The 18,487-nt window shown below is 69.0% G+C and carries 13 protein-coding genes; 4 read left to right on the top strand and 9 right to left on the bottom strand.

Features of this window, described 5'->3' with window-relative positions:
* Window positions 1–70 precede the first annotated feature (70 nt).
* On the bottom strand, window positions 71–1,582 hold the full coding sequence (gene dop, locus CP970_RS35340; RefSeq protein WP_079044007.1) for a depupylase/deamidase Dop: 1,512 nt from the start codon (window positions 1,580–1,582) through the stop codon (window positions 71–73).
* Between the two features lie 213 nt (window positions 1,583–1,795).
* Entirely contained in the window at window positions 1,796–3,562 is a 1,767-nt protein-coding gene (gene arc, locus CP970_RS35335; protein ID WP_055555579.1) for a proteasome ATPase, read from the bottom strand.
* A 254-nt stretch (window positions 3,563–3,816) separates the two neighbouring features.
* On the opposite strand from arc, the gene CP970_RS35325 reads away from it, so the two are divergent.
* Complete coding sequence (locus CP970_RS35325) at window positions 3,817–4,131, top strand: ferredoxin (protein WP_055555581.1); 315 nt, start codon at window positions 3,817–3,819, stop codon at window positions 4,129–4,131.
* Window positions 4,132–4,150: 19 nt separating this feature from the next.
* On the opposite strand, the gene CP970_RS35320 is transcribed toward CP970_RS35325, so the two are convergent.
* From CP970_RS35320 to CP970_RS35310, 3 genes are all read right to left on the bottom strand, one after another.
* Complete coding sequence (locus CP970_RS35320; protein ID WP_150494396.1) at window positions 4,151–4,729, bottom strand: hypothetical protein; 579 nt, start codon at window positions 4,727–4,729, stop codon at window positions 4,151–4,153.
* A gap of 215 nt (window positions 4,730–4,944) precedes the next feature.
* Complete coding sequence (locus CP970_RS35315; protein WP_055546497.1) at window positions 4,945–5,847, bottom strand: tRNA (adenine-N1)-methyltransferase; 903 nt, start codon at window positions 5,845–5,847, stop codon at window positions 4,945–4,947.
* Between the two features lie 58 nt (window positions 5,848–5,905).
* The gene (locus tag CP970_RS35310) at window positions 5,906–7,513 is read right to left on the bottom strand and encodes a site-2 protease family protein (protein ID WP_224058887.1); all 1,608 of its coding nucleotides are present in this window, start codon (window positions 7,511–7,513) and stop codon (window positions 5,906–5,908) included.
* Between the two features lie 81 nt (window positions 7,514–7,594).
* Here CP970_RS35310 and CP970_RS35305 point away from each other — a divergent pair, with 81 nt between their 5' ends.
* Window positions 7,595–8,476 (top strand): RecB family exonuclease, encoded by an 882-nt coding sequence (locus CP970_RS35305; protein ID WP_055546499.1) that lies wholly within the window; start codon window positions 7,595–7,597, stop codon window positions 8,474–8,476.
* Window positions 8,477–8,490: 14 nt separating this feature from the next.
* On the top strand, window positions 8,491–9,162 hold the full coding sequence (locus tag CP970_RS35300) for a response regulator (protein ID WP_030782872.1): 672 nt from the start codon (window positions 8,491–8,493) through the stop codon (window positions 9,160–9,162).
* 80 nt (window positions 9,163–9,242) lie between these two features.
* On the opposite strand, the gene CP970_RS35295 is transcribed toward CP970_RS35300, so the two are convergent.
* The 4 genes from CP970_RS35295 to metH form a co-directional block, all read right to left on the bottom strand.
* Window positions 9,243–10,820 (bottom strand): ABC transporter substrate-binding protein, encoded by a 1,578-nt coding sequence (locus tag CP970_RS35295; protein ID WP_055546501.1) that lies wholly within the window; start codon window positions 10,818–10,820, stop codon window positions 9,243–9,245.
* A gap of 94 nt (window positions 10,821–10,914) precedes the next feature.
* Window positions 10,915–12,522 (bottom strand): ABC transporter substrate-binding protein, encoded by a 1,608-nt coding sequence (locus tag CP970_RS35290; protein WP_055546505.1) that lies wholly within the window; start codon window positions 12,520–12,522, stop codon window positions 10,915–10,917.
* Between the two features lie 347 nt (window positions 12,523–12,869).
* Complete coding sequence (locus tag CP970_RS35285) at window positions 12,870–13,565, bottom strand: HAD family hydrolase (protein WP_150494394.1); 696 nt, start codon at window positions 13,563–13,565, stop codon at window positions 12,870–12,872.
* 114 nt (window positions 13,566–13,679) lie between these two features.
* Window positions 13,680–17,234 (bottom strand): methionine synthase, encoded by a 3,555-nt coding sequence (metH, locus tag CP970_RS35280; RefSeq protein WP_055544730.1) that lies wholly within the window; start codon window positions 17,232–17,234, stop codon window positions 13,680–13,682.
* A 267-nt stretch (window positions 17,235–17,501) separates the two neighbouring features.
* Between metH and CP970_RS35275 the strand changes: the two genes are divergently transcribed.
* Window positions 17,502–18,266: an IclR family transcriptional regulator gene (locus CP970_RS35275; RefSeq protein WP_055544731.1), complete on the top strand. Its 765-nt coding sequence runs from the start codon at window positions 17,502–17,504 to the stop codon at window positions 18,264–18,266.
* The last annotated feature ends 221 nt before the right edge of the window (window positions 18,267–18,487 follow it).

The raw sequence follows: 18,487 nt of genomic DNA, 5'->3' as shown, positions 1-18,487 counted from the left end.
GGTCTGACATCGGCCCCTTACTTCCTCAACGTCCGGGGACCACCTCGATGATTCCCACACTGTGGGCCTTTCAGCCCCCGGACAGCACCCGTACCAGGTCTTCCGCCGTACGGCAGCGGTCCAGAAGTTCCTTGACGTGGTTCCTCGTGCCGCGCAGGGGCTCCAGCGTGGGTACCCGTTGCAGCGAGTCACGGCCCGGGAGGTCGAAGATGACCGAGTCCCAGGACGCCGCGGCCACGTCGTCCGCGTACTGCTCGAGGCAGCGCCCGCGGAAGTACGCGCGCGTGTCCTCGGGCGGCTTGCTCCTGGCCCGCTCGACGTCCGCCTCGTCCAGGAGGCGCTTCATCTTGCCCCGGGCCACCAGGCGGTTGTACAGGCCCTTCTCGGCCCGTACGTCGGCGTACTGGAGGTCGACCAGGTGGAGCCGCGCGGCGTCCCAGTCGAGGCCGTCACGGCGGCGGTAGCCCTCCATCAGCTCCCGCTTGGCGACCCAGTCGAGCTCTCCGGAGAGGCTCATCGGATCGGTCTCCAGGCGCCCGAGGACGTCCTCCCAGCGGGCGAGCACGTCCTTGGTCTGCTCGTCCGCGTCGGCTCCGTAGCGCTCCTCGACGTACTTGCGGGCCAGCTCGAAGTACTCCATCTGGAGCTGGACCGCGGTGAGTGAGCGGCCGCTGCGGAGCGTGACCAGGTGCTTGAGCGTGGGGTCGTGCGAGACCTGGTGCAGGGTGCGCACCGGCTGGTCGACCGCGAGGTCCACCGCGATGAAGCCGTCCTCGATCATCGCGAGGACGAGCGAGGTGGTGCCCAGCTTGAGGTACGTCGAGATCTCGGAGAGGTTCGCGTCCCCGATGATCACGTGCAGCCTGCGGTACTTCTCGGCGTCCGAGTGCGGTTCGTCGCGGGTGTTGATGATGGGCCGCTTGAGCGTCGTCTCCAGGCCGACCTCGACCTCGAAGTAGTCGGCGCGCTGGCTGAGCTGGAAGCCGTGCTCGTGGCCGTCCTGGCCGATGCCGACGCGTCCCGCGCCGGTGACGACCTGCCGGGAGACGAAGAACGGCGTCAGGTGCCGCACGATGTCCGAGAAGGGGGTCTCCCGCTTCATCAGGTAGTTCTCGTGCGTGCCGTAGGAGGCGCCCTTGTTGTCGGTGTTGTTCTTGTAGAGGTGGATCGGCTGGGCGCCGGGGAGCTGTGCCGCGCGCTCGGCCGCCTCGGCCATGATGCGTTCGCCGGCCTTGTCCCACAGGACCGCGTCCCAGGGGTTGGTGATCTCCGGCGAGCTGTACTCGGGGTGTGCGTGGTCGACGTACAGGCGTGCGCCATTGGTCAGGATGACGTTGGCGAGGCCGATGTCCTCGTCGGTCAGCTGGCTGGCGTCGGCGGCCTCGCGGGCGAGGTCGAAACCCCGCGCGTCCCGCAGCGGGTTCTCCTCCTCGAAGTCCCAGCGGGCGCGTCGCGCCCGGTGCATCGCCGCGGCATAGGCGTTGACGATCTGGGACGAGGTGAGCATGGCATTGGCGTTGGGGTGGCCGGGGACGGAGATGCCGTACTCCGTCTCGATGCCCATTACTCGCCGTACGGTCATGCGGCCCTCCTTGCCCGGCGGCGCTCCCCTTCGGGAACGGCGCTCAAGTACCGCTGGTTCTCCGGTGCGTGTGCGGTGCCCGTCCCCGCACTGCGCGACTCGGCGGTACCGAAGAGCCTAGAACGCCTTTGCGCTGGTGGGGAGATCATTGCTGTCATTGAAAAACAGACGGCTGCGGGTACCCGTGAAGGACACCCGCAGCCGCCCTGCGTTCTACAGGTACTGACCGGTGTTGGCCACCGTGTCGATGGAGCGTCCGGTGTCCGCGCCCTGCTTTCCGGTGACGAGGGTACGGATGTACACGATCCGCTCGCCCTTCTTTCCGGAGATCCTGGCCCAGTCGTCCGGGTTGGTGGTGTTGGGCAGGTCCTCGTTCTCCTTGAACTCGTCGATGCAAGCCTGGAGGAGGTGAGCGACCCTGAGGCCCTTCTGGTTCGCCTCGAGGAAGGCCTTGATGGCCATCTTCTTGGCGCGGCCCACGATGTTCTCGATCATGGCGCCGGAGTTGAAGTCCTTGAAGTACAGGACTTCCTTGTCGCCGTTGGCGTACGTGACCTCGAGGAAGCGGTTCTCCTCGGATTCCGCGTACATCTGCTCGACGACGGACTGGATCATGCCGTGCACCGTGGCGCGCCGGTCGGCGCTGTGCTCGGCGAGATCGTCCGCGTGGAGCGGGAGCCGCTCGGTGAGGTACTTGGCGAAGATGTCCTTCGCCGCCTCGGCGTCCGGGCGCTCGATCTTGATCTTCACGTCGAGTCGTCCGGGGCGCAGGATCGCGGGGTCGATCATGTCCTCGCGGTTGGAGGCGCCGATGACGATGACGTTCTCCAGGCCTTCCACGCCGTCGATCTCGGCGAGCAGCTGGGGGACGATGGTGTTCTCCACGTCCGAGCTGACGCCGGATCCGCGGGTGCGGAAGAGGGATTCCATCTCGTCGAAGAAGACGATGACGGGGGTGCCCTCGCTCGCCTTCTCGCGGGCACGCTGGAAGACCAGGCGGATGTGGCGCTCGGTCTCGCCGACGTACTTGTTGAGGAGTTCGGGGCCCTTGATGTTGAGGAAGTAGCTCTTCCCCGCGGGCTGTCCGGTGACCTCGGCGACCTTCTTGGCAAGGGAGTTGGCGACGGCTTTCGCGATCAGCGTCTTGCCGCAGCCGGGGGGCCCGTAGAGCAGGACTCCCTTGGGCGGGCGCAGTTCGTGCTCTTTGAAGAGGTCGGGGTAGAGGTACGGAAGCTCTACCGCGTCCCTGATCATCTCGATCTGGCCGCCGAGGCCGCCGATCTTCTCGTAGCTGATGTCGGGGACTTCTTCGAGGACGAGCTCTTCGACCTCGCTCTTGGGCACGACCTCGTAGACGTAGCCGGAGCGGGGTTCGAGCAGGAGGGCGTCGCCGGGGCGGATGGTGACGTCGAGGAGGGGTTCGGCGAGCCGTACCACTCGTTCTTCGTCGGTGTGTCCGACCACCAGGGCTCGATCGCCGTCCTCGAGGATTTCCTTGAGGGTGACGATGTCGCCGACGCTCTCGTACTCCATGGCCTCGACCACGTTGAGCGCTTCGTTGAGCATCACTTCCTGGCCGCGCCTGAGCTCTTCGAGCTCCACGCTGGGGCTGACGTTCACCCGGAGCTTGCGGCCCCCGGTGAAGATGTCCGCCGTGCCGTCCTCGTTCGCCACGAGGAAGACTCCGAAGCCGGCCGGTGGCTGTGCGAGCCGGTCGACTTCTTCCTTGAGGGCCACGATCTGGTCGCGGGCCTCGCGGAGCGTGTTGGCGAGCCGCTCGTTCTGCGCGGACACGCCGGCCAGGTTGGTCTGCAGCTCGACGATCCGCTCTTCGAGAATCCTCGTATGACGCGGAGAGTCGGCGAGCTTGCGTCGCAGGACGGCGATTTCCTGCTCGAGATAGGCAACCTGTCCGGCGGGGTCCTCAGACCCTCGCCCGGGCCGGATGCCGCGGTTGATGTCGTCGTCGTGGGCTGCCACGGTCCTCACCTCCTCCAAGGGGAGCTGGACGCTTCCAGACCCTACCTGGGTGGGTGTCGATTGAAACCCCTAGATCACAAAGACGATGGGGGTGTGTCCGATCTTCACCCTTGCGCTCTCCCTCACGTCAGGGGAATACCCACCCAACAACATCGGAAAGCGGGCGGTTGTATCGTCGAAGTGTTCAACACCCGTCAGGGCTGGCCCGACTTGCACATCAACCGGGCCGCTCGGCGCAGCAAACGGCAGGAGAGATGACCGTGCGGCACGACGCCGAGACCGGCAGTGAGGGCCATGATCTGCTGGAGGTCTGGATCGACCAGGACCTCTGCACCGGAGACGGCATCTGTGCGCAGTACGCGCCCGAGGTCTTCGAGCTGGACATCGACGGCCTGGCCTATGTGAAGAGCGGCGACGACGAGCTGCTGCAGGCTCCGGGGGCCACAACGCCCGTGCCGCTGCCGCTTCTGCGTGACGTCGTGGACTCCGCGAAGGAGTGTCCCGGCGACTGCATTCACGTGCGCCGCGTCTCGGACAGCGTCGAGGTCTACGGGCCCGACGCGGAGTGACCCGCCGGCCGCCGCGGCGTCAGATGCTGCGCGCCGCGGCGGGATCTGTTCGCTCGAATGTGCCGTCGTTCCATCGCCACTTGGCCTTGTCCTCGCGGTCGGGGCAGCAGCGGGGCACGTTGGGCGAGGAGTAGCCGAGCAGGGTGGCGGTGACCGCGCCGTCGCGTACGGCGAAGGCGCTGACGTTCAGCCGCTCCTTGGGGTCGACCAGTGTGGCGACCAGGCGGGGCTTGCCCGATCCGGCGCGGGTGATCACGTAGACCGCGTCGGGTGGGGTGCCGGAGCCTGCCTTGCAGTGCACCACGGCGACGGTTTCCGGCTTGCCGTCCCCGTCGAGGTCCCCTGATGCCTTCTTCTTGACGACGGGCCCGACGGAGCCGCAGTCCAGGGGGAAGTCGACGGAGGCGGGGTCGGGCGCGGGAGCGGGGGCCGGGGCGGTCCCGCTGTGTGCCTTCGGTCCTGTCGGTGCGGCGTTCGCCGGGTCGGGCTGCAGGGCGGCCGAGCCTCCGATGACGGCGGCCAGCGCCGCCGCGGTGGCCAGCCAGTGGATGGGGCGCGCGGTGGTGTGTGCCAGTTCCGGGACGGCGGGGTGCTGCACGAGGAAGTGTCTCCTGTGAGGGCTGTGCCGGTGGGGGAGGTGGCCAGCATCGTGCCATACCTCACAGTGAGGTGGAACACCGGGGTCCGGTGGGTTGGTCGGTCCTGTCGGTACGCCGCTGGTGTCCTGTCAACGAAACGACGCCGCCGCCGAGTTCCCTGGTCGGTCAGGGAACTCGGCGGCGGCGCCTGCTTCTTGGGGGTCGGCCCGCGCGGTCAGCGCGGCGAGCCGCCGTCGGCGTTGGGTCCTGAGTAGTCCTCGCCGTACGCGCCCTTGGCGGGGCGGCGGCGGCGCATGGGGGGCTCGACGCCGTCCGCGAGGCGGCGGGCGGTGAGCAGGAAGCCGGTGTGGCCGATCATGCGGTGGTCGGGACGGACCGCGAGGCCCTCGATGTGCCAGTTGCGGATCATCGACTCCCAGGCGGTCGGCTCGTTGAAGCCGCCGATCTCGCGGATGGACTCGACGGTCCTGGCGAGCTGGGTGGTGGTCGCCACGTAGCAGCACATGATGCCGCCGGGGACGAGCGCCTTGGAGACGACCTCCAGGCACTCCCAGGGGGCGAGCATGTCGAGGATGACGCGGTCGACCTCGGTGTCGCTGAGGTTGTCCTGGAGGTCGCCGACGGTGAGCTGCCAGGCGGGGTGGGGGCCGCCGAAGTAGCGCTCCACGTTCTGCTGGGCGATCTCGGCGAAGTCCTCGCGGCGCTCGTAGGAGTGCAGCATTCCCTGGTCGCCGATGGCGCGCAGCAGGAAGCTGCTGAGCGAGCCGGAGCCGACGCCCGCCTCCACGACGCGCGCGCCGGGGAAGATGTCGGCGAAGGCCAGGATCTGCCCCGCGTCCTTGGGGTAGACCACGGCGGCACCGCGGGGCATGGACAGGACGTAGTCGGGGAGCAGGGGTCGCAGCGCCAGGTAGGCGACGTTTCCCGTGGTACGGACAACACTGCCCTCGGGAGCGCCGATCAGCTCGTCGTGGGGGAAGGAACCCTTGTGGGTGTGGAAATTCTTCCCGGCCTCGAGCGTGAACGTGTAGTGGCGTCCCTTGGGGTCGGTGAGCTGGACCTGGTCCCCGACCTTGAAGGGCCCGCGTCGGCGGGCGGCACCGGTCGGTTCGGACATGTGACCAGCCTACCGGCCGCGGCGGAGCCCGCGGACCACGGGCGTGGGGACGCGGCGGTCAGCTGGGGCGTGCCATCGCCTTGACGAAGGCGCGCTCCACGTCGGCGGCGGACAGCACTCCGTAGATCTCGCCGGAGTCCTCGACGACCAGGTACTCCGTGGCGGGCGTGGCGCGCAGGGTGTCCAGGAGCTCCTCCCCAGCGAGCTCGGCGGAGACCCGCATGCCCTCGGTGATGTCCTGGGCGAGGCCGCTGACTGTGACCCAGGGACGGCGGTGCTCGGGTACGGAGACGATGGCGGCCTCGCGGACGACGGACATGGGGTCGCCGTCGGGGTCGACCACGACGAGGGCGCGGGCACCGGCGTCATTGGCCCTGCGCAGCGCTTCGGAGAGCGGGGTGTCGCTCTCGACGGGGACGGCGCGGCGGGTCAGGGTGCGGGCCCGCAGTTCGGGCAGGTGTTCGCGCAGACGGGCCACGCGGAGGCTGTTTCCGGCGCCGGTCCAGATGATCGCGGCGAGGATCGCGGCGAGCAGGGCGTCGGTGACGGTGTCCATGCCGCCGATGTCCTGGGCCTCGCCTCCGAGCGCGCCGGACTGGTTGAGCAGCGGCAGACCGATGAGTACGGAGACGGCGAGGGCGCGGCCGACCCAGGCTGCGGCGATGGTGCCGCTCATGGGCTTGCCGGTGATCTTCCAGACGACGGCGCGCAGCATGCGGCCGCCGTCCAGGGGCAGGCCCGGCAGGAGGTTGAAGGCGGCCACGATGAGGTTGGAGATCATCAGGCCCGCGAGCAGGACGCCGGGGACGGTGCCCGGTTCGACGGCGCGCATGCCCGCGTAGAACACTCCGGCGAGCACCAGGGACAGGAGCGGGCCGACGAAGGCGAGGACGAATTCGCGGCCGGGGGTCTCGGACTCCTTCTCGATCTCCGAGACGCCGCCGAAGAACTGCAGCTGGATCCGGCGTACCGGCAGCTTGAAGCGGAGGGCCGCGACGGTGTGGGCCAGTTCGTGGACGAGCACGGAGGCGTAGAAGGCGACGGCGAAGAAGAGCGAGACCAGGTAGCGGGCGCCGCCGAGCTCGGGCAGGACGCGGTCGAGCTGGCCGCCGAAGACCCAGGTGATGAGGGCGGCGACGAGGAACCAACTGGGCGCGACGTACACGGGGACGCCGAAGGGCTTGCCCATGAGCAGTCCGCCGCCGGGGCCGCGCCGCGATTTGGCGGGCGGTGTCGCCTTGCCCGTCGGGCCGTGGGTGGCGTGGGAGCGCTCGGCGGGTGGGTCCTGGGGCGCCGCCTTGGTCAGGCGGTCGCGCACCGGGGTCTCGCGGGTTTCGCGGGCCTCGCGGGTCTCGTGGGTTTCGCGGGCCTCGGGAGTCTCCTGGGTCTCAGAGGTTTCCGAGGCCCCCGGACCCTCCTGGGCCCCCTGGACCTCAGGGATCTTAGGGGTCTTAGGGGTCGCGTCTCTGGGCACCGGCGAGGGTCCTTCCGCCTCGTCGTGCCGGGGCCGTGCCGTGTCGACCGGATGCGACGGCTCCACGGAACCGTCCGTTCCGCTCGACTGTCGGCCCTCGGCGCCGTCGGACTGCGGCCTGCCGCTCCCGCCGCGTTCGTCCACGATGTCCCCTCGTTCGAAGCGTCCCTCGCCCCGGGCTGGCGCGGTCACCCGCACGATCATGCAGGGCGAGAGGGTCTGTCGTCGATGGTATGCGGCTGTTGTCAGTGGCGGGTCGTAGGGTCTGTCCTCATGGAAACCAGCACCGACGGTGCCGTGGCGGCCGTGCGCCCGGCGTCCTTGTCGCCCTCGCGCGCGGGTGACTTCATGCAGTGCCCGCTGCTCTACCGGTTCCGGGTGATCGACAAGCTGCCCGAGAAGCCGAGCGAGGCGGCGACCCGGGGCACCCTGGTGCACGCGGTCCTTGAGCGGCTCTTCGACGCCCCGGCGGGCGAGCGCACCGCGCCGCGCGCCAAGTCGCTCATTCCCGGTCAGTGGGACCGGCTGCGCGAGGCGAAGCCGGAGCTGACCGAGCTGTTCGCGGACGATCCGGAGGGCACGCGCATGACGCGCTGGCTCGCCGACGCGGAGAAGCTCGTCGAGCGCTGGTTCACCCTGGAGGACCCCACCCGTCTGGAGCCCGCCGAGCGCGAGCTGTTCGTGCAGGCGGAGCTGGAGTCGGGCCTGAAGCTGCGCGGCATCATCGACCGGGTGGACGTGGCTCCTTCGGGTGAGGTCCGCATCGTCGACTACAAGACGGGCAAGGCCCCGCGTCCGGAGTACGCGGAGGGCGCCCGGTTCCAGATGACGTTCTACGCACTGGTGGTGTGGCGCCTGAAAGGTGTCGTGCCGCGCCGTCTGCAGCTGGTCTACCTCGGCAGCGGCGACGTGATCACGTACGACCCGGTGGTGGCCGATCTGGAGCGGGTCGAGCGCAAGCTGCTGGCGCTCTGGGAGGCGATCGAGCTCGCCACCGAGACGGGCGACTGGCGGCCGCGGCCCACGAAGCTGTGCGGCTGGTGCGACCACCAGGCCGTCTGTCCGGAATTCGGGGGGACTCCCCCGCCGTATCCCCTTCCGGTGAGGGTGCCCGAGTCCACCGAGGCCGAGCAGGGCAGAATGGGCCCGGCCTAGCGAAGGAGAGTTACGTGGCCATCCGCGTCCTACTGGTCGACGACCAGCCGCTGTTGCGCACCGGTTTCCGGATGATTCTGGAGGCCGAGCAGGACATCGCGGTCGTCGGCGAGGCCGGAGACGGCCTGCAGGCTCTGGATCAGGTGCGGGCGCTGCAGCCCGATGTGGTCCTGATGGACATCCGCATGCCCCGGATGGACGGCGTCGAGGCGACCCGGCAGATCACCGGGCCAGGACGGGACGGTCCGGCGAAGGTCCTGGTCCTGACCACCTTCGACCTCGATGAGTACGTGGTGGAGGCGCTGCGCGCCGGTGCCAGTGGCTTCCTCCTCAAGGACGCCCCGGCCAACGAGCTGGTGCAGGCGATCCGCGTGGTCGCCGCGGGCGAGGCGATGCTCGCGCCGAGCATCACGCGCCGGCTGCTCGACAAGTACTCCGCGCACCTGCCCTCCGGGGACGAGCCGGTGCCCGACACGCTGCACACGCTCACCGATCGCGAGGTCGAGGTCCTGAAGCTGGTGGCCCGCGGCCTGTCGAACGCGGAGATCGCGGCGGACCTCTTCGTGAGCGAGACGACCGTGAAGACCCATGTGGGCCACGTGCTCACCAAGTTGGGCCTGCGCGACCGGGTGCAGGCCGCGGTGTACGCGTACGAGAGCGGTCTGGTGCGGCCCGGCGCGCAGTAGCGGCGCGGTACGGACCACGGCGAAGGCGGCCGCCCCCGAGGGCGTGGCCGCCTTCGCCATGAGTACGGGCCCGGGCGGGCTCAACCCTTGCTGATCTCCCAGAAGCGGAACACCGTCGAGGCGTCCAGACAGGATTCGAGGCCGTAGACGCTGTCGCGCGCGACCGCGTACTGCTTGGCCTGCCAGACCGGCAGAATCGGCACCTGGTCGGCGACGACGTCCTGCAGTTCGGCGTACTGCTTGGTGGTCTTGGCCCGGTCGCTCTGCCGCGCGGTGCCGGGAATGATCTTCCCGGTGATGTCGCGGTTCTCGAAGTGGTTGCCGAGGACGTTGCCCTTGCCGAAGAACGGCTGGGTGAAGTTGTCCGGGTCCGGGTAGTCCGGCACCCAGCCCTTGACGTACACGCCGTACTTGCCCGCCGCGATGTCCTTCTCGTACTGCTCGAAGCCGACGGACTTCACGTCGGCCGCGAAGAGGCCGGAGGCGTTGAGCTGCTTGGCGATCGCGCGCAGTTCGTGGTCGGTGGCCGGGCCGTAGCGCGAGGGCGTCGACCAGAGCGTGAGCTTGACCTTGCCCTGGATGCCGTCGCCGCGCAGGGCGGAGGCGGCCTTGGCGCGCTGCGGGCGGTCGCCGTAGGTGTCGAAGAACGCGGTGTTGTGGCCGCCGATGCCCGCGGGGACGATCGAGTAGAGCGGCGTGGCCGTGTCCTGGTAGACCTCCTTGACCAGGGCGTCCCTGTCGAGCAGGTAGGCGATGGCCTTGCGCACGCCGAGCTTGCCCGCGACCGGGTCCTTCATGTTGAAGACCAGGTGCTGCACCTCGGCGCTGGTGCCCTCGACGATGTCGAGGTCCTTGGAGGTGTCGCGCTCGATGTCGGCGATGTCGGCGGCGGCCAGGCCGCGGTAGGCGAGGTCGACCTCGTTGTCCATGAGGGCCTGCTTGAGGCCCTTCTGGTCACCGTGGAAGAACTTGATCGCCACGCCTTCGTTCTTGACCTTCGCGGTGCCCCGGTAGTCGGAGTTCACCGAGAACCTCGCCTGCTCCTCGCCGAACGAGTCGAGCTCGTAGGGCCCGGAGCCGACGGCCTTGCCGTCCGTACGCAGCCGGTTGATGTCGTACTCGCGGTGGTCCACGATCGAACCGGCGCCCGAGGCGATCTTGCTGGGGAAGGTCGCGTCGGGGTACTTCAGCTGGAAGACGACGGTCTTGGCGTCCGGAGTCCGCACGTGGTCCAGCATCGGGAACATGAGGGCCGGGCCCGCGTCGTCCTTGATGTTCCGCATGCGGTCGAAGGAGAACTTGACGTCCTTCGACGTGAGCGCGTCGCCGTTGCTGAACTTCAGCCCGTCACGCAGCTCGCACTTGAAGACCTTCGCCTCGGTGTCCGTGAACCCGCACGCCTTGGCGGCCTCGGGCTCCGGCTCCGTGGCGCCCTTGGGGAAGCTCAGCAGGGACTGGAAGACGTTGTTGAAGAGGAGCCACGACCCGGGGTCGTAGCCTGCGGCCGGGTCGGTGGCCAGGACGTCGTCGGACATCCCCATCACGACCGCGTCGCCCGTGTCCCCCGCGCCGCCCGTTTCCGTCCCGCATCCGGTCAGCAGGGCGGCGGCCAGTCCTCCGGTGAGCGGGAGGGCCAGCCACTGGTTACGACATTTCACTTACGTGCCTTTTGGTGTGGTGGTCGTTCGGTGGAGCCGAGGGGGCGGAGGTCGCCCGCCCCCTCATGGGAGCGTCAGCCCCCTCACGTCAGCGTCAGCCGCTGACGCCGCGGGCCAGCTCCCACAGCTGGAGGTTGGACGCCGAGTTGAGGGCCCACTCGACACCCGTGATGTCGTCGCGCGCGGCGATGTACTGCTTGCCCTGCCAGAGCGGGAGGATCGGGACGTCGTCGGCGACGATGTCCTGGATCTTGCGGATGCTCTTGGATGCGGCGAGCCGGTCGGCCTCGCGGCGCGAGGTGGGGATCAGCTGGTCGTTGATCGACCGGTTGACGTACGGCGAGCCGAGGAAGTTGTCCTTGTCGAGGAAGGGCGCGAGGAAGTTGTCGGCGTCGGGGAAGTCGGGGAACCAGCCCATGCCGTACACCGCGTACTTGCCGTCGCGCTCGGCCGCGCGGAAGGTGCTCCACGGCACGCCCTTGATGTCCACGTCGAACAGGCCGGAGTCGTTGAGCTGCTTCCGCAGGATCTCGAACTCCTTCTTGGTGCCCGGACCGTAGTGGTCGGTGGTGTAGTGCAGCGTCAGCTTCACCGGCGTGGAGATGTTGGCCTTCTCCAGGAGCTGACGGGCCTTGGCGGGGCTCGCGTTGCCGTACTTGTTGAAGAACGAGTTGGCGTGGCCGGTGATGGTGGTCGGCACCAGCGAGAACAGCGGGTCGGCCGTCGAGCCGTACACCTGCGAGGCGAGCGCGCCGCGGTCGACGATCTGTGCCATGGCCTGGCGGACGGCCTTGGTCTTGACCGTCGGGGCATCGGTGTTGAAGGCGAGGTAGCGGATCTCCAGACCCTGCATCTCGACCAGGTCGATGTTCTTGTCCGGGGTCGCGTCGAGCTGCTTGACCTGCTCGGGCGACATGGTGCGGGTCATCAGGTCGATGTCGCCGTCCTTGAGCGCCTTGCCCATGGCGTCGGTGTCCGCGAAGTTGCGCAGCTCGATCTTGCCGCTCTGGGGCTTGAACTGCCCCTTGTACTCGGGGTTCTTGGTGAAGACCGTCTTGACCAGGCGGTCGTCCTTGACCTCCTGCTCCGCGGTGTAGGGGCCGGAGCCCGACACCTCGAAGCCGTCGCGCAGCTTGTTCTTGCTGTAGTGGTCCTTGCTGATGATGCCCGCGGTGGGGGTGGCCAGCTTGTACGGGAACGTCGCGTCGGGCGTCTTGAGGTGGAAGACGACCTCGCGGTCGCCCTCGGTCTCGATCTCCTCGACGTTCGACACCAGACCGTCCGAACCACTGGGGTCCTTGATCTTGATGTCGCGGACCCGCTCGATGGAGAACTTCACATCGGCGGCCGTCAGCGGCTTGCCGTCCGAGAACTTCAGGCCCTTGCGCAGGGTGCAGGCGTAGCGCTCGTTGCCCGTGTCGGTGAAGCCGCACTGCTCGGCGGCCTCGGGCTGCGGTTCGCCGTCGCCGCGCGGCAGGGCCATCAGCGTCTGCACGGTCTGACGCAGGATGTTCCAGGACCCGGCGTCGTAGGCGTAGGCCGGGTCGAAGGGTGCCGGGACCTCCTTCGAGATGGCGAACGCGTCCGTGGTGCCGACAGCGATGGCGTCGTCGCCGTCTCCGCTGCCGGAACCGCCACACGCGGCGAGCGCGGGGGCGAGCAGACCTATGACAGCCGGCAGCACCAAAGTCTTGCGGTTCATGCTCGACGTTCTCCAGAGCTCTTGGATCCCGTGAATCCCGCAACGCGGGGTGTGGGTTGGTGGGGCACGGGGGGTGGGGCGATGTTCTCGCGATGAGATTAGTCCGCACCAGGCGGGCGCCGGAGAGGGTGGGAGGTATACGGCCAATCACGCTGCGAAACCGGGCGCGGACGCACCGATAACCCAACAGTGGAAGGTTTCGTGCACGCTCCCACCAATCGGGACACAACGTCACTCCCCCGCATGCCCCACCAGGGGTCACGGCACACAAGGGCCCCACTGTCGACCCCGATTGACGTGGGAAACGTCACACCTTCAACCGTGTCGGGGACGGAACTGGCGGACCCTCAGAACGTCATGAGCCCTTGCAGGAAAGGCAGGTTGACGTGTTCCAGCGAGGGCACGACGGTGCGGCCCGCCGCCGCGGCGATGGGCGCGACCGACGGCACGGCCACCACCCGGCAGCCCGCGGCCTCCGCGGCGGCCACACCGGTGGCGGTGTCCTCGATCACGGCGCATCTGGCGGGGTCGGCGCCCAGCCCCGCGGCCGCGAGCAGATAGGGGTCGGGGTGCGGCTTGGTGCGGGCCACCTCGTCGCCCGCGACGGTCAGTTCGAAGTGGTGGGCGCCGATCGAGTCGAGCACGCGGTCGATGATGCGCCGGTGGGACGCGGAGACGAGGGCCATCGGCACGCGCTGCGCGGCGAGTTCGGCAAGGAGCCTGGCGGCGCCCGGCATCAGCGGCAGGGAGCGGCTGATGCGGTCCTCGAAGCCGTCGTTGAGCAGCACGGTGAGCTCGGGCAGGGTGATGTCGGCGCCGGTGGACTCGATGAGGAAGCCCGCGCTGCGCGTCATGGGACCGCCGACGACCACGTCGCGCCAGGCCTCGTCGAGCGCGTGGCCCAGGGAGGCGAAGACCTCGACCTCGGCGTCCCACCAGAAGCCCTCGGTGTCGACGAGTGTGCCGTCCATGTCGAGGAGGACGCCTTGCAGGGCGGAGCCCTCGGCCGTTCGAATACCAAGCGCGGGGACCGTACTGGTCATCCGGCACACCTCCATGAGGGACGAGAAGGCCGGTTCCCCGAGGGGAACCGGCCTGAGCTGGACCGACCAGTGTACGACTGGTCCCAGGAACGCGCGCTGTAGTTAAACGCGGCCTTAGCGCGCGTTGAAGTACTTCGCCTCGGGGTGGTGGATGACGATCGCGTCGGTGGACTGCTCGGGGTGCAGCTGGAACTCCTCGGAGAGCTGTACGCCGATCCGCTCCGGCTGGAGCAGCTCGGCGATCTTCGCGCGGTCCTCCAGGTCGGGGCAGGCGCCGTAGCCGAGGGAGAAGCGGGCACCGCGGTACTTCAGGGCGAACATGTCCTCGACGTCGGCGGGGTCCTCGCCGCCGAAGCCGAGCTCGCCGCGCACGCGCGCGTGCCAGTACTCGGCGAGCGCCTCGGCCAACTGCACGGACAGGCCGTGCAGTTCGAGGTAGTCGCGGTAGGAGTCGGCGGCGAAGAGCTCGGCGGTGGCCTCGCCGATCTTCGAGCCGACGGTGACGACCTGGAAGCCGACGACGTCCCGCTCGCCGGACTCCTCGGGGCGGAAGAAGTCGGCGAGGCACAGGCGGCGGCCGCGGCGCTGGCGCGGGAAGGAGAAGCGGGTCCGCTCCGAGCCGTCGTCGTTGAGGATGATCAGGTCGTCGCCCTTGGACACGCAGGGGAAGTAGCCGTGCACGACGGCCGCTTCGAGCATGTTCTTGGTGTGCAGATCGTCCAGCCAGCCGCGCAGGCGCGGGCGGCCCTCGGTCTCGACGAGCTCCTCGTAGGTGGGTCCGTCGCCGGTCCTGGCCTGCTTCAGGCCCCACTGGCCCTTGAAGAGGGCGCCCTCATCCAGCCAGGAGGCGTACTCCTTGAGCTGGATGCCCTTGACGACGCGGGTGCCCCAGAACGGCGGTGTGGGGACCGGGTTGTCGATGGCTACGTCGGAGCGGGCGGGCCCCTCGTCCTCGTTGACCTCGAGGACGGCCGCGGATGCCTTGCTCGCGACGCGGCGCTGCTTGAGCTCGGGCAGGGTCGCCCCCGGCACGCCGCGCTTGACGGCGATGAGGGCGTCCATCAGGCGCAGGCCCTCGAACGCGTCGCGGGCGTAGCGCACTTCGCCCTCGTAGATCTCGTGCAGGTCCTGCTCCACGTAGGCACGGGTCAGGGCCGCGCCGCCGAGGATCACCGGGAAGTCGGCGGACATGCCGCGCTGGTTGAGCTCCTCCAGGTTCTCCTTCATGATCACGGTGGACTTGACCAGGAGGCCCGACATGCCGATGACGTCGGCCCTGTGCTCCTCCGCGGCGTCCAGGATCGCGGCGACGGGCTGCTTGATGCCCAGGTTGACCACGTTGTAGCCGTTGTTCGACAGGATGATGTCGACGAGGTTCTTGCCGATGTCGTGGACGTCGCCGCGGACGGTGGCCAGCACGATGGTGCCCTTGCCCTCGGCGTCGGACTTCTCCATGTGCGGTTCGAGGTGGGCCACCGCGGTCTTCATGACCTCGGCGGACTGCAGCACGAACGGCAGCTGCATCTGTCCCGAGCCGAAGAGCTCGCCGACGACCTTCATGCCCTCCAGGAGGATGGTGTTGACGATGTCGAGGGCGGGCAGGCCCTGGAGGGCCTCGTCGAGGTCGGCCTCCAGGCCGTTCTTCTCGCCGTCGATGATGCGGCGCTGGAGGCGCTCGTCGAGCGGCAGGGCGAGGAGTTCCTCGGTCTTGCCCGCCTTCATCGACTTGGTGGAGACGCCTTCGAAGAGCTCCATGAGCTTCTGGAGCGGGTCGTAGCCCTCGGAGCGGCGGTCGTAGATGAGGTCGCTGGCGACGGTGACCTGCTCTTCGTCGAAGCGCGCGATGGGCAGGATCTTGGAGGCGTGCACGATCGCCGAGTCGAGGCCCGCCTTGACGCACTCGTCCAGGAAGACGGAGTTGAGCAGGACGCGGGCGGCCGGGTTGAGGCCGAAGGAGATGTTGGAGAGGCCGAGCGTGGTCTGCACGTCGGGGCGGCGGCGCTTGAGCTCGCGGATCGCCTCGATGGTGGCGATGCCGTCGCCCCGGGACTCCTCCTGGCCGGTGCAGATGGTGAAGGTCAGGGTGTCGATGAGGATGTCGGACTCGTGGATGCCCCAGTTGCCCGTGAGGTCCTCGATGAGCCGTTCGGCGATGGCGACCTTGTGCTCGGCGGTGCGGGCCTGGCCCTCCTCGTCGATGGTCAGCGCGATGAGCGCGGCGCCGTGCTCCTTGGCGAGCGCGGTGACCTTGGTGAAGCGGGACTCGGGTCCGTCGCCGTCCTCGTAGTTGACGGAGTTGATGACGGCGCGGCCGCCGAGCTTCTCCAACCCGGCCTGGAGCACGGGGAGTTCGGTGGAGTCCAGGACGATGGGCAGGGTGGAGGCGGTGGCGAAGCGGCCCGCGAGCTCGGCCATGTCCTTGACGCCGTCGCGGCCCACGTAGTCGACGCAGAGGTCGAGCATGTGCGCGCCCTCGCGGATCTGGTCGCGGGCCATCTCCACGCAGTCGTCCCAGCGGCCCTCCAGCATGGCCTCGCGGAACTTCTTGGAGCCGTTGGCGTTCGTGCGCTCGCCGATCGCCATGTACGAGGTGTCCTGGCGGAACGGGACACTCTGGTAGAGCGAGGCGGCGCCGGGCTCGGGGCGCGGCTCGCGGGCGGTCGTCTCGACCCCGCGCACCCGCTCGACGACCTGGCGCAGGTGCTCGGGGGTGGTGCCGCAGCAGCCGCCGACCAGGGACAGGCCGTACTCGCGTACGAAGGTCTGCTGTGCGTCGGCGAGCTCGGGCGCGGTGAGCGGGTAGTGCGCGCCGTTCTTGCCGAGGACCGGCAGTCCCGCGTTGGGCATGCAGGAGATCGGGACGCGCGAGTGGCGGGCGAGGTAGCGCAGGTGCTCGCTCATCTCGGCCGGGCCCGTGGCGCAGTTCAGGCCGATCATGTCGATGCCGAGCGGTTCGAGGGCGGTCAGCGCGGCGCCGATCTCGGAGCCCAGGAGCATGGTACCGGTGGTCTCGACGGTGACCGAGCAGATCACCGGGAGGTTGGCGCCGGTGGCGTCCAGGGCGCGGCGGGCGCCGAGGATCGCGGCCTTGGTCTGCAGGAGGTCCTGGGTGGTCTCCACCAGGAGCGCGTCGGCGCCGCCGGCGATCATGCCCTCGGCGTTGATCTGGTAGGCGTCGCGCAGGACCGTGTAGGGGGCGTGGCCGAGGGTCGGCAGCTTGGTGCCGGGGCCCATCGAGCCGAGCACCCAGCGCTGCTGGCCGGTGCTCGCCGTGAACTCGTCGGCGACCTCGCGGGCGATGCGGGCGCCGGATTCGGAGAGCTCGAAGTTCCGCTCGGGGATGTCGTACTCGCTCAGGGCGGCGAAGTTCGCGCCGAACGTGTTGGTCTCCACGCAGTCGACGCCGACCGCGAAGTACTCCTCGTGCACCGAGCGGACGATGTCGGGCCGGGTGATGTTGAGGACTTCGTTGCAGCCTTCGAGGTTCTGGAAGTCCTCGAGCGTGGGGTCCTGCGCCTGGAGCATCGTGCCCATCGCGCCGTCGGCCACCACCACGCGGGTGGCCAGGGCCTCGCGGAAGGCCTCGACTCGGGCCCTGCTCTCGGGCGGGAAGTCCACGGACTGGGCGGACTGCGCGGACTGCGACGACGGGGTTGGCGACGAGGCCATGAAAGAGCTCCCTGGAGTGCGACGGCTGTCGGCTTTGCGCCTTCTGTTGGAGGGCGCACTCGGCCAGGGTAGCCGGGACCAAGGTCCCGTTGGGAAGACGTCCACGGGACGGACGTGCGGGCCGAGGCTGGCTCACGGGTGCTCTTGACAACGAAGAAGGGTGCAACACGGGGTGTCCGCGCATTAGCGGGAGGTCGACAACGACCGATAGTGTTCAGCATTGTCGAACGTCGAATGTGGTGCGAGGGGACGGAGGTCGGGACTGCGATGGCACGCAACATCCAGTCGCTCGAACGGGCCGCGGCGATGCTGCGGCTGCTCGCGGGCGGTGAGCGGCGGCTCGGCCTCTCCGAGATCGCCTCCTCGCTCGACCTGGCCAAGGGCACGGCCCACGGCATCCTGCGCACCCTCCAGGCCGAGGGCTTCGTGGAGCAGGACTCCGCGTCGGGCCGCTATCAGCTCGGCGCCGAGCTGCTGCGCCTGGGCAACAGCTACCTGGACGTGCACGAGCTGCGGGCCCGCGCCCTGGTGTGGACCGACGACCTGGCCCGCTCCAGCGGCGAGAGCGTCCACCTCGGCGTCCTGCACCAGCAGGGCGTGCTCATCGTCCACCACGTCTTCCGGCCCGACGACAGCCGCCAGGTCCTGGAGGTGGGGGCCATGCAGCCACTGCACTCCACCGCCCTGGGCAAGGTCCTCTCCGCGTACGACCCGGTCGCGCACAACGAGGCCTTCGAGGCCGAGCGCAAGGTGTTCACGGCGCACACCGTCACCGACCCCGACGGCTTCGAGGGCGTCCTGGACCTCACCCGCGCGCGCGGGTACGCGGCGGACGTCGAGGAGACCTGGGAGGGCATCGCCTCCGTCGCGGCCCCCATCCACGACCGGCGGCGCATGCCGGTGGGCGCGGTCGGCGTCACCGGCGCCGTGGAGCGCGTATGCAGGGACGGGGAGCTGCGGCCCGAGCTGATCGCCGCCGTACGCGACTGCGCGCGCGCCGTCTCCCGCGATCTGGGCGCCGGTCGTTTCTGAGCTGCGGCCGCACCCTCTCGGGCTGCGGGATCACCGATAACGCGAAACGATCAATAACGATCGTGTTTTCAATAACAGAACTCTTGACGACTGAGTAACACCAGGGCGAGACTCGCGTCCATCGGTCGGCATTGTCGAACACCTACCGGCATTACGCGCTAGAGTGTGACAAGGCCAAGGGCCGGCAACGACCTCACCTGAGGTCGCGGACCACCGGAGGG

It is taken from the genome of Streptomyces kanamyceticus (genome assembly GCF_008704495.1).
GTDB classification, from domain to species: domain Bacteria; phylum Actinomycetota; class Actinomycetes; order Streptomycetales; family Streptomycetaceae; genus Streptomyces; species Streptomyces kanamyceticus.
This window is presented reverse-complemented; position numbering and strand designations above follow the sequence as displayed.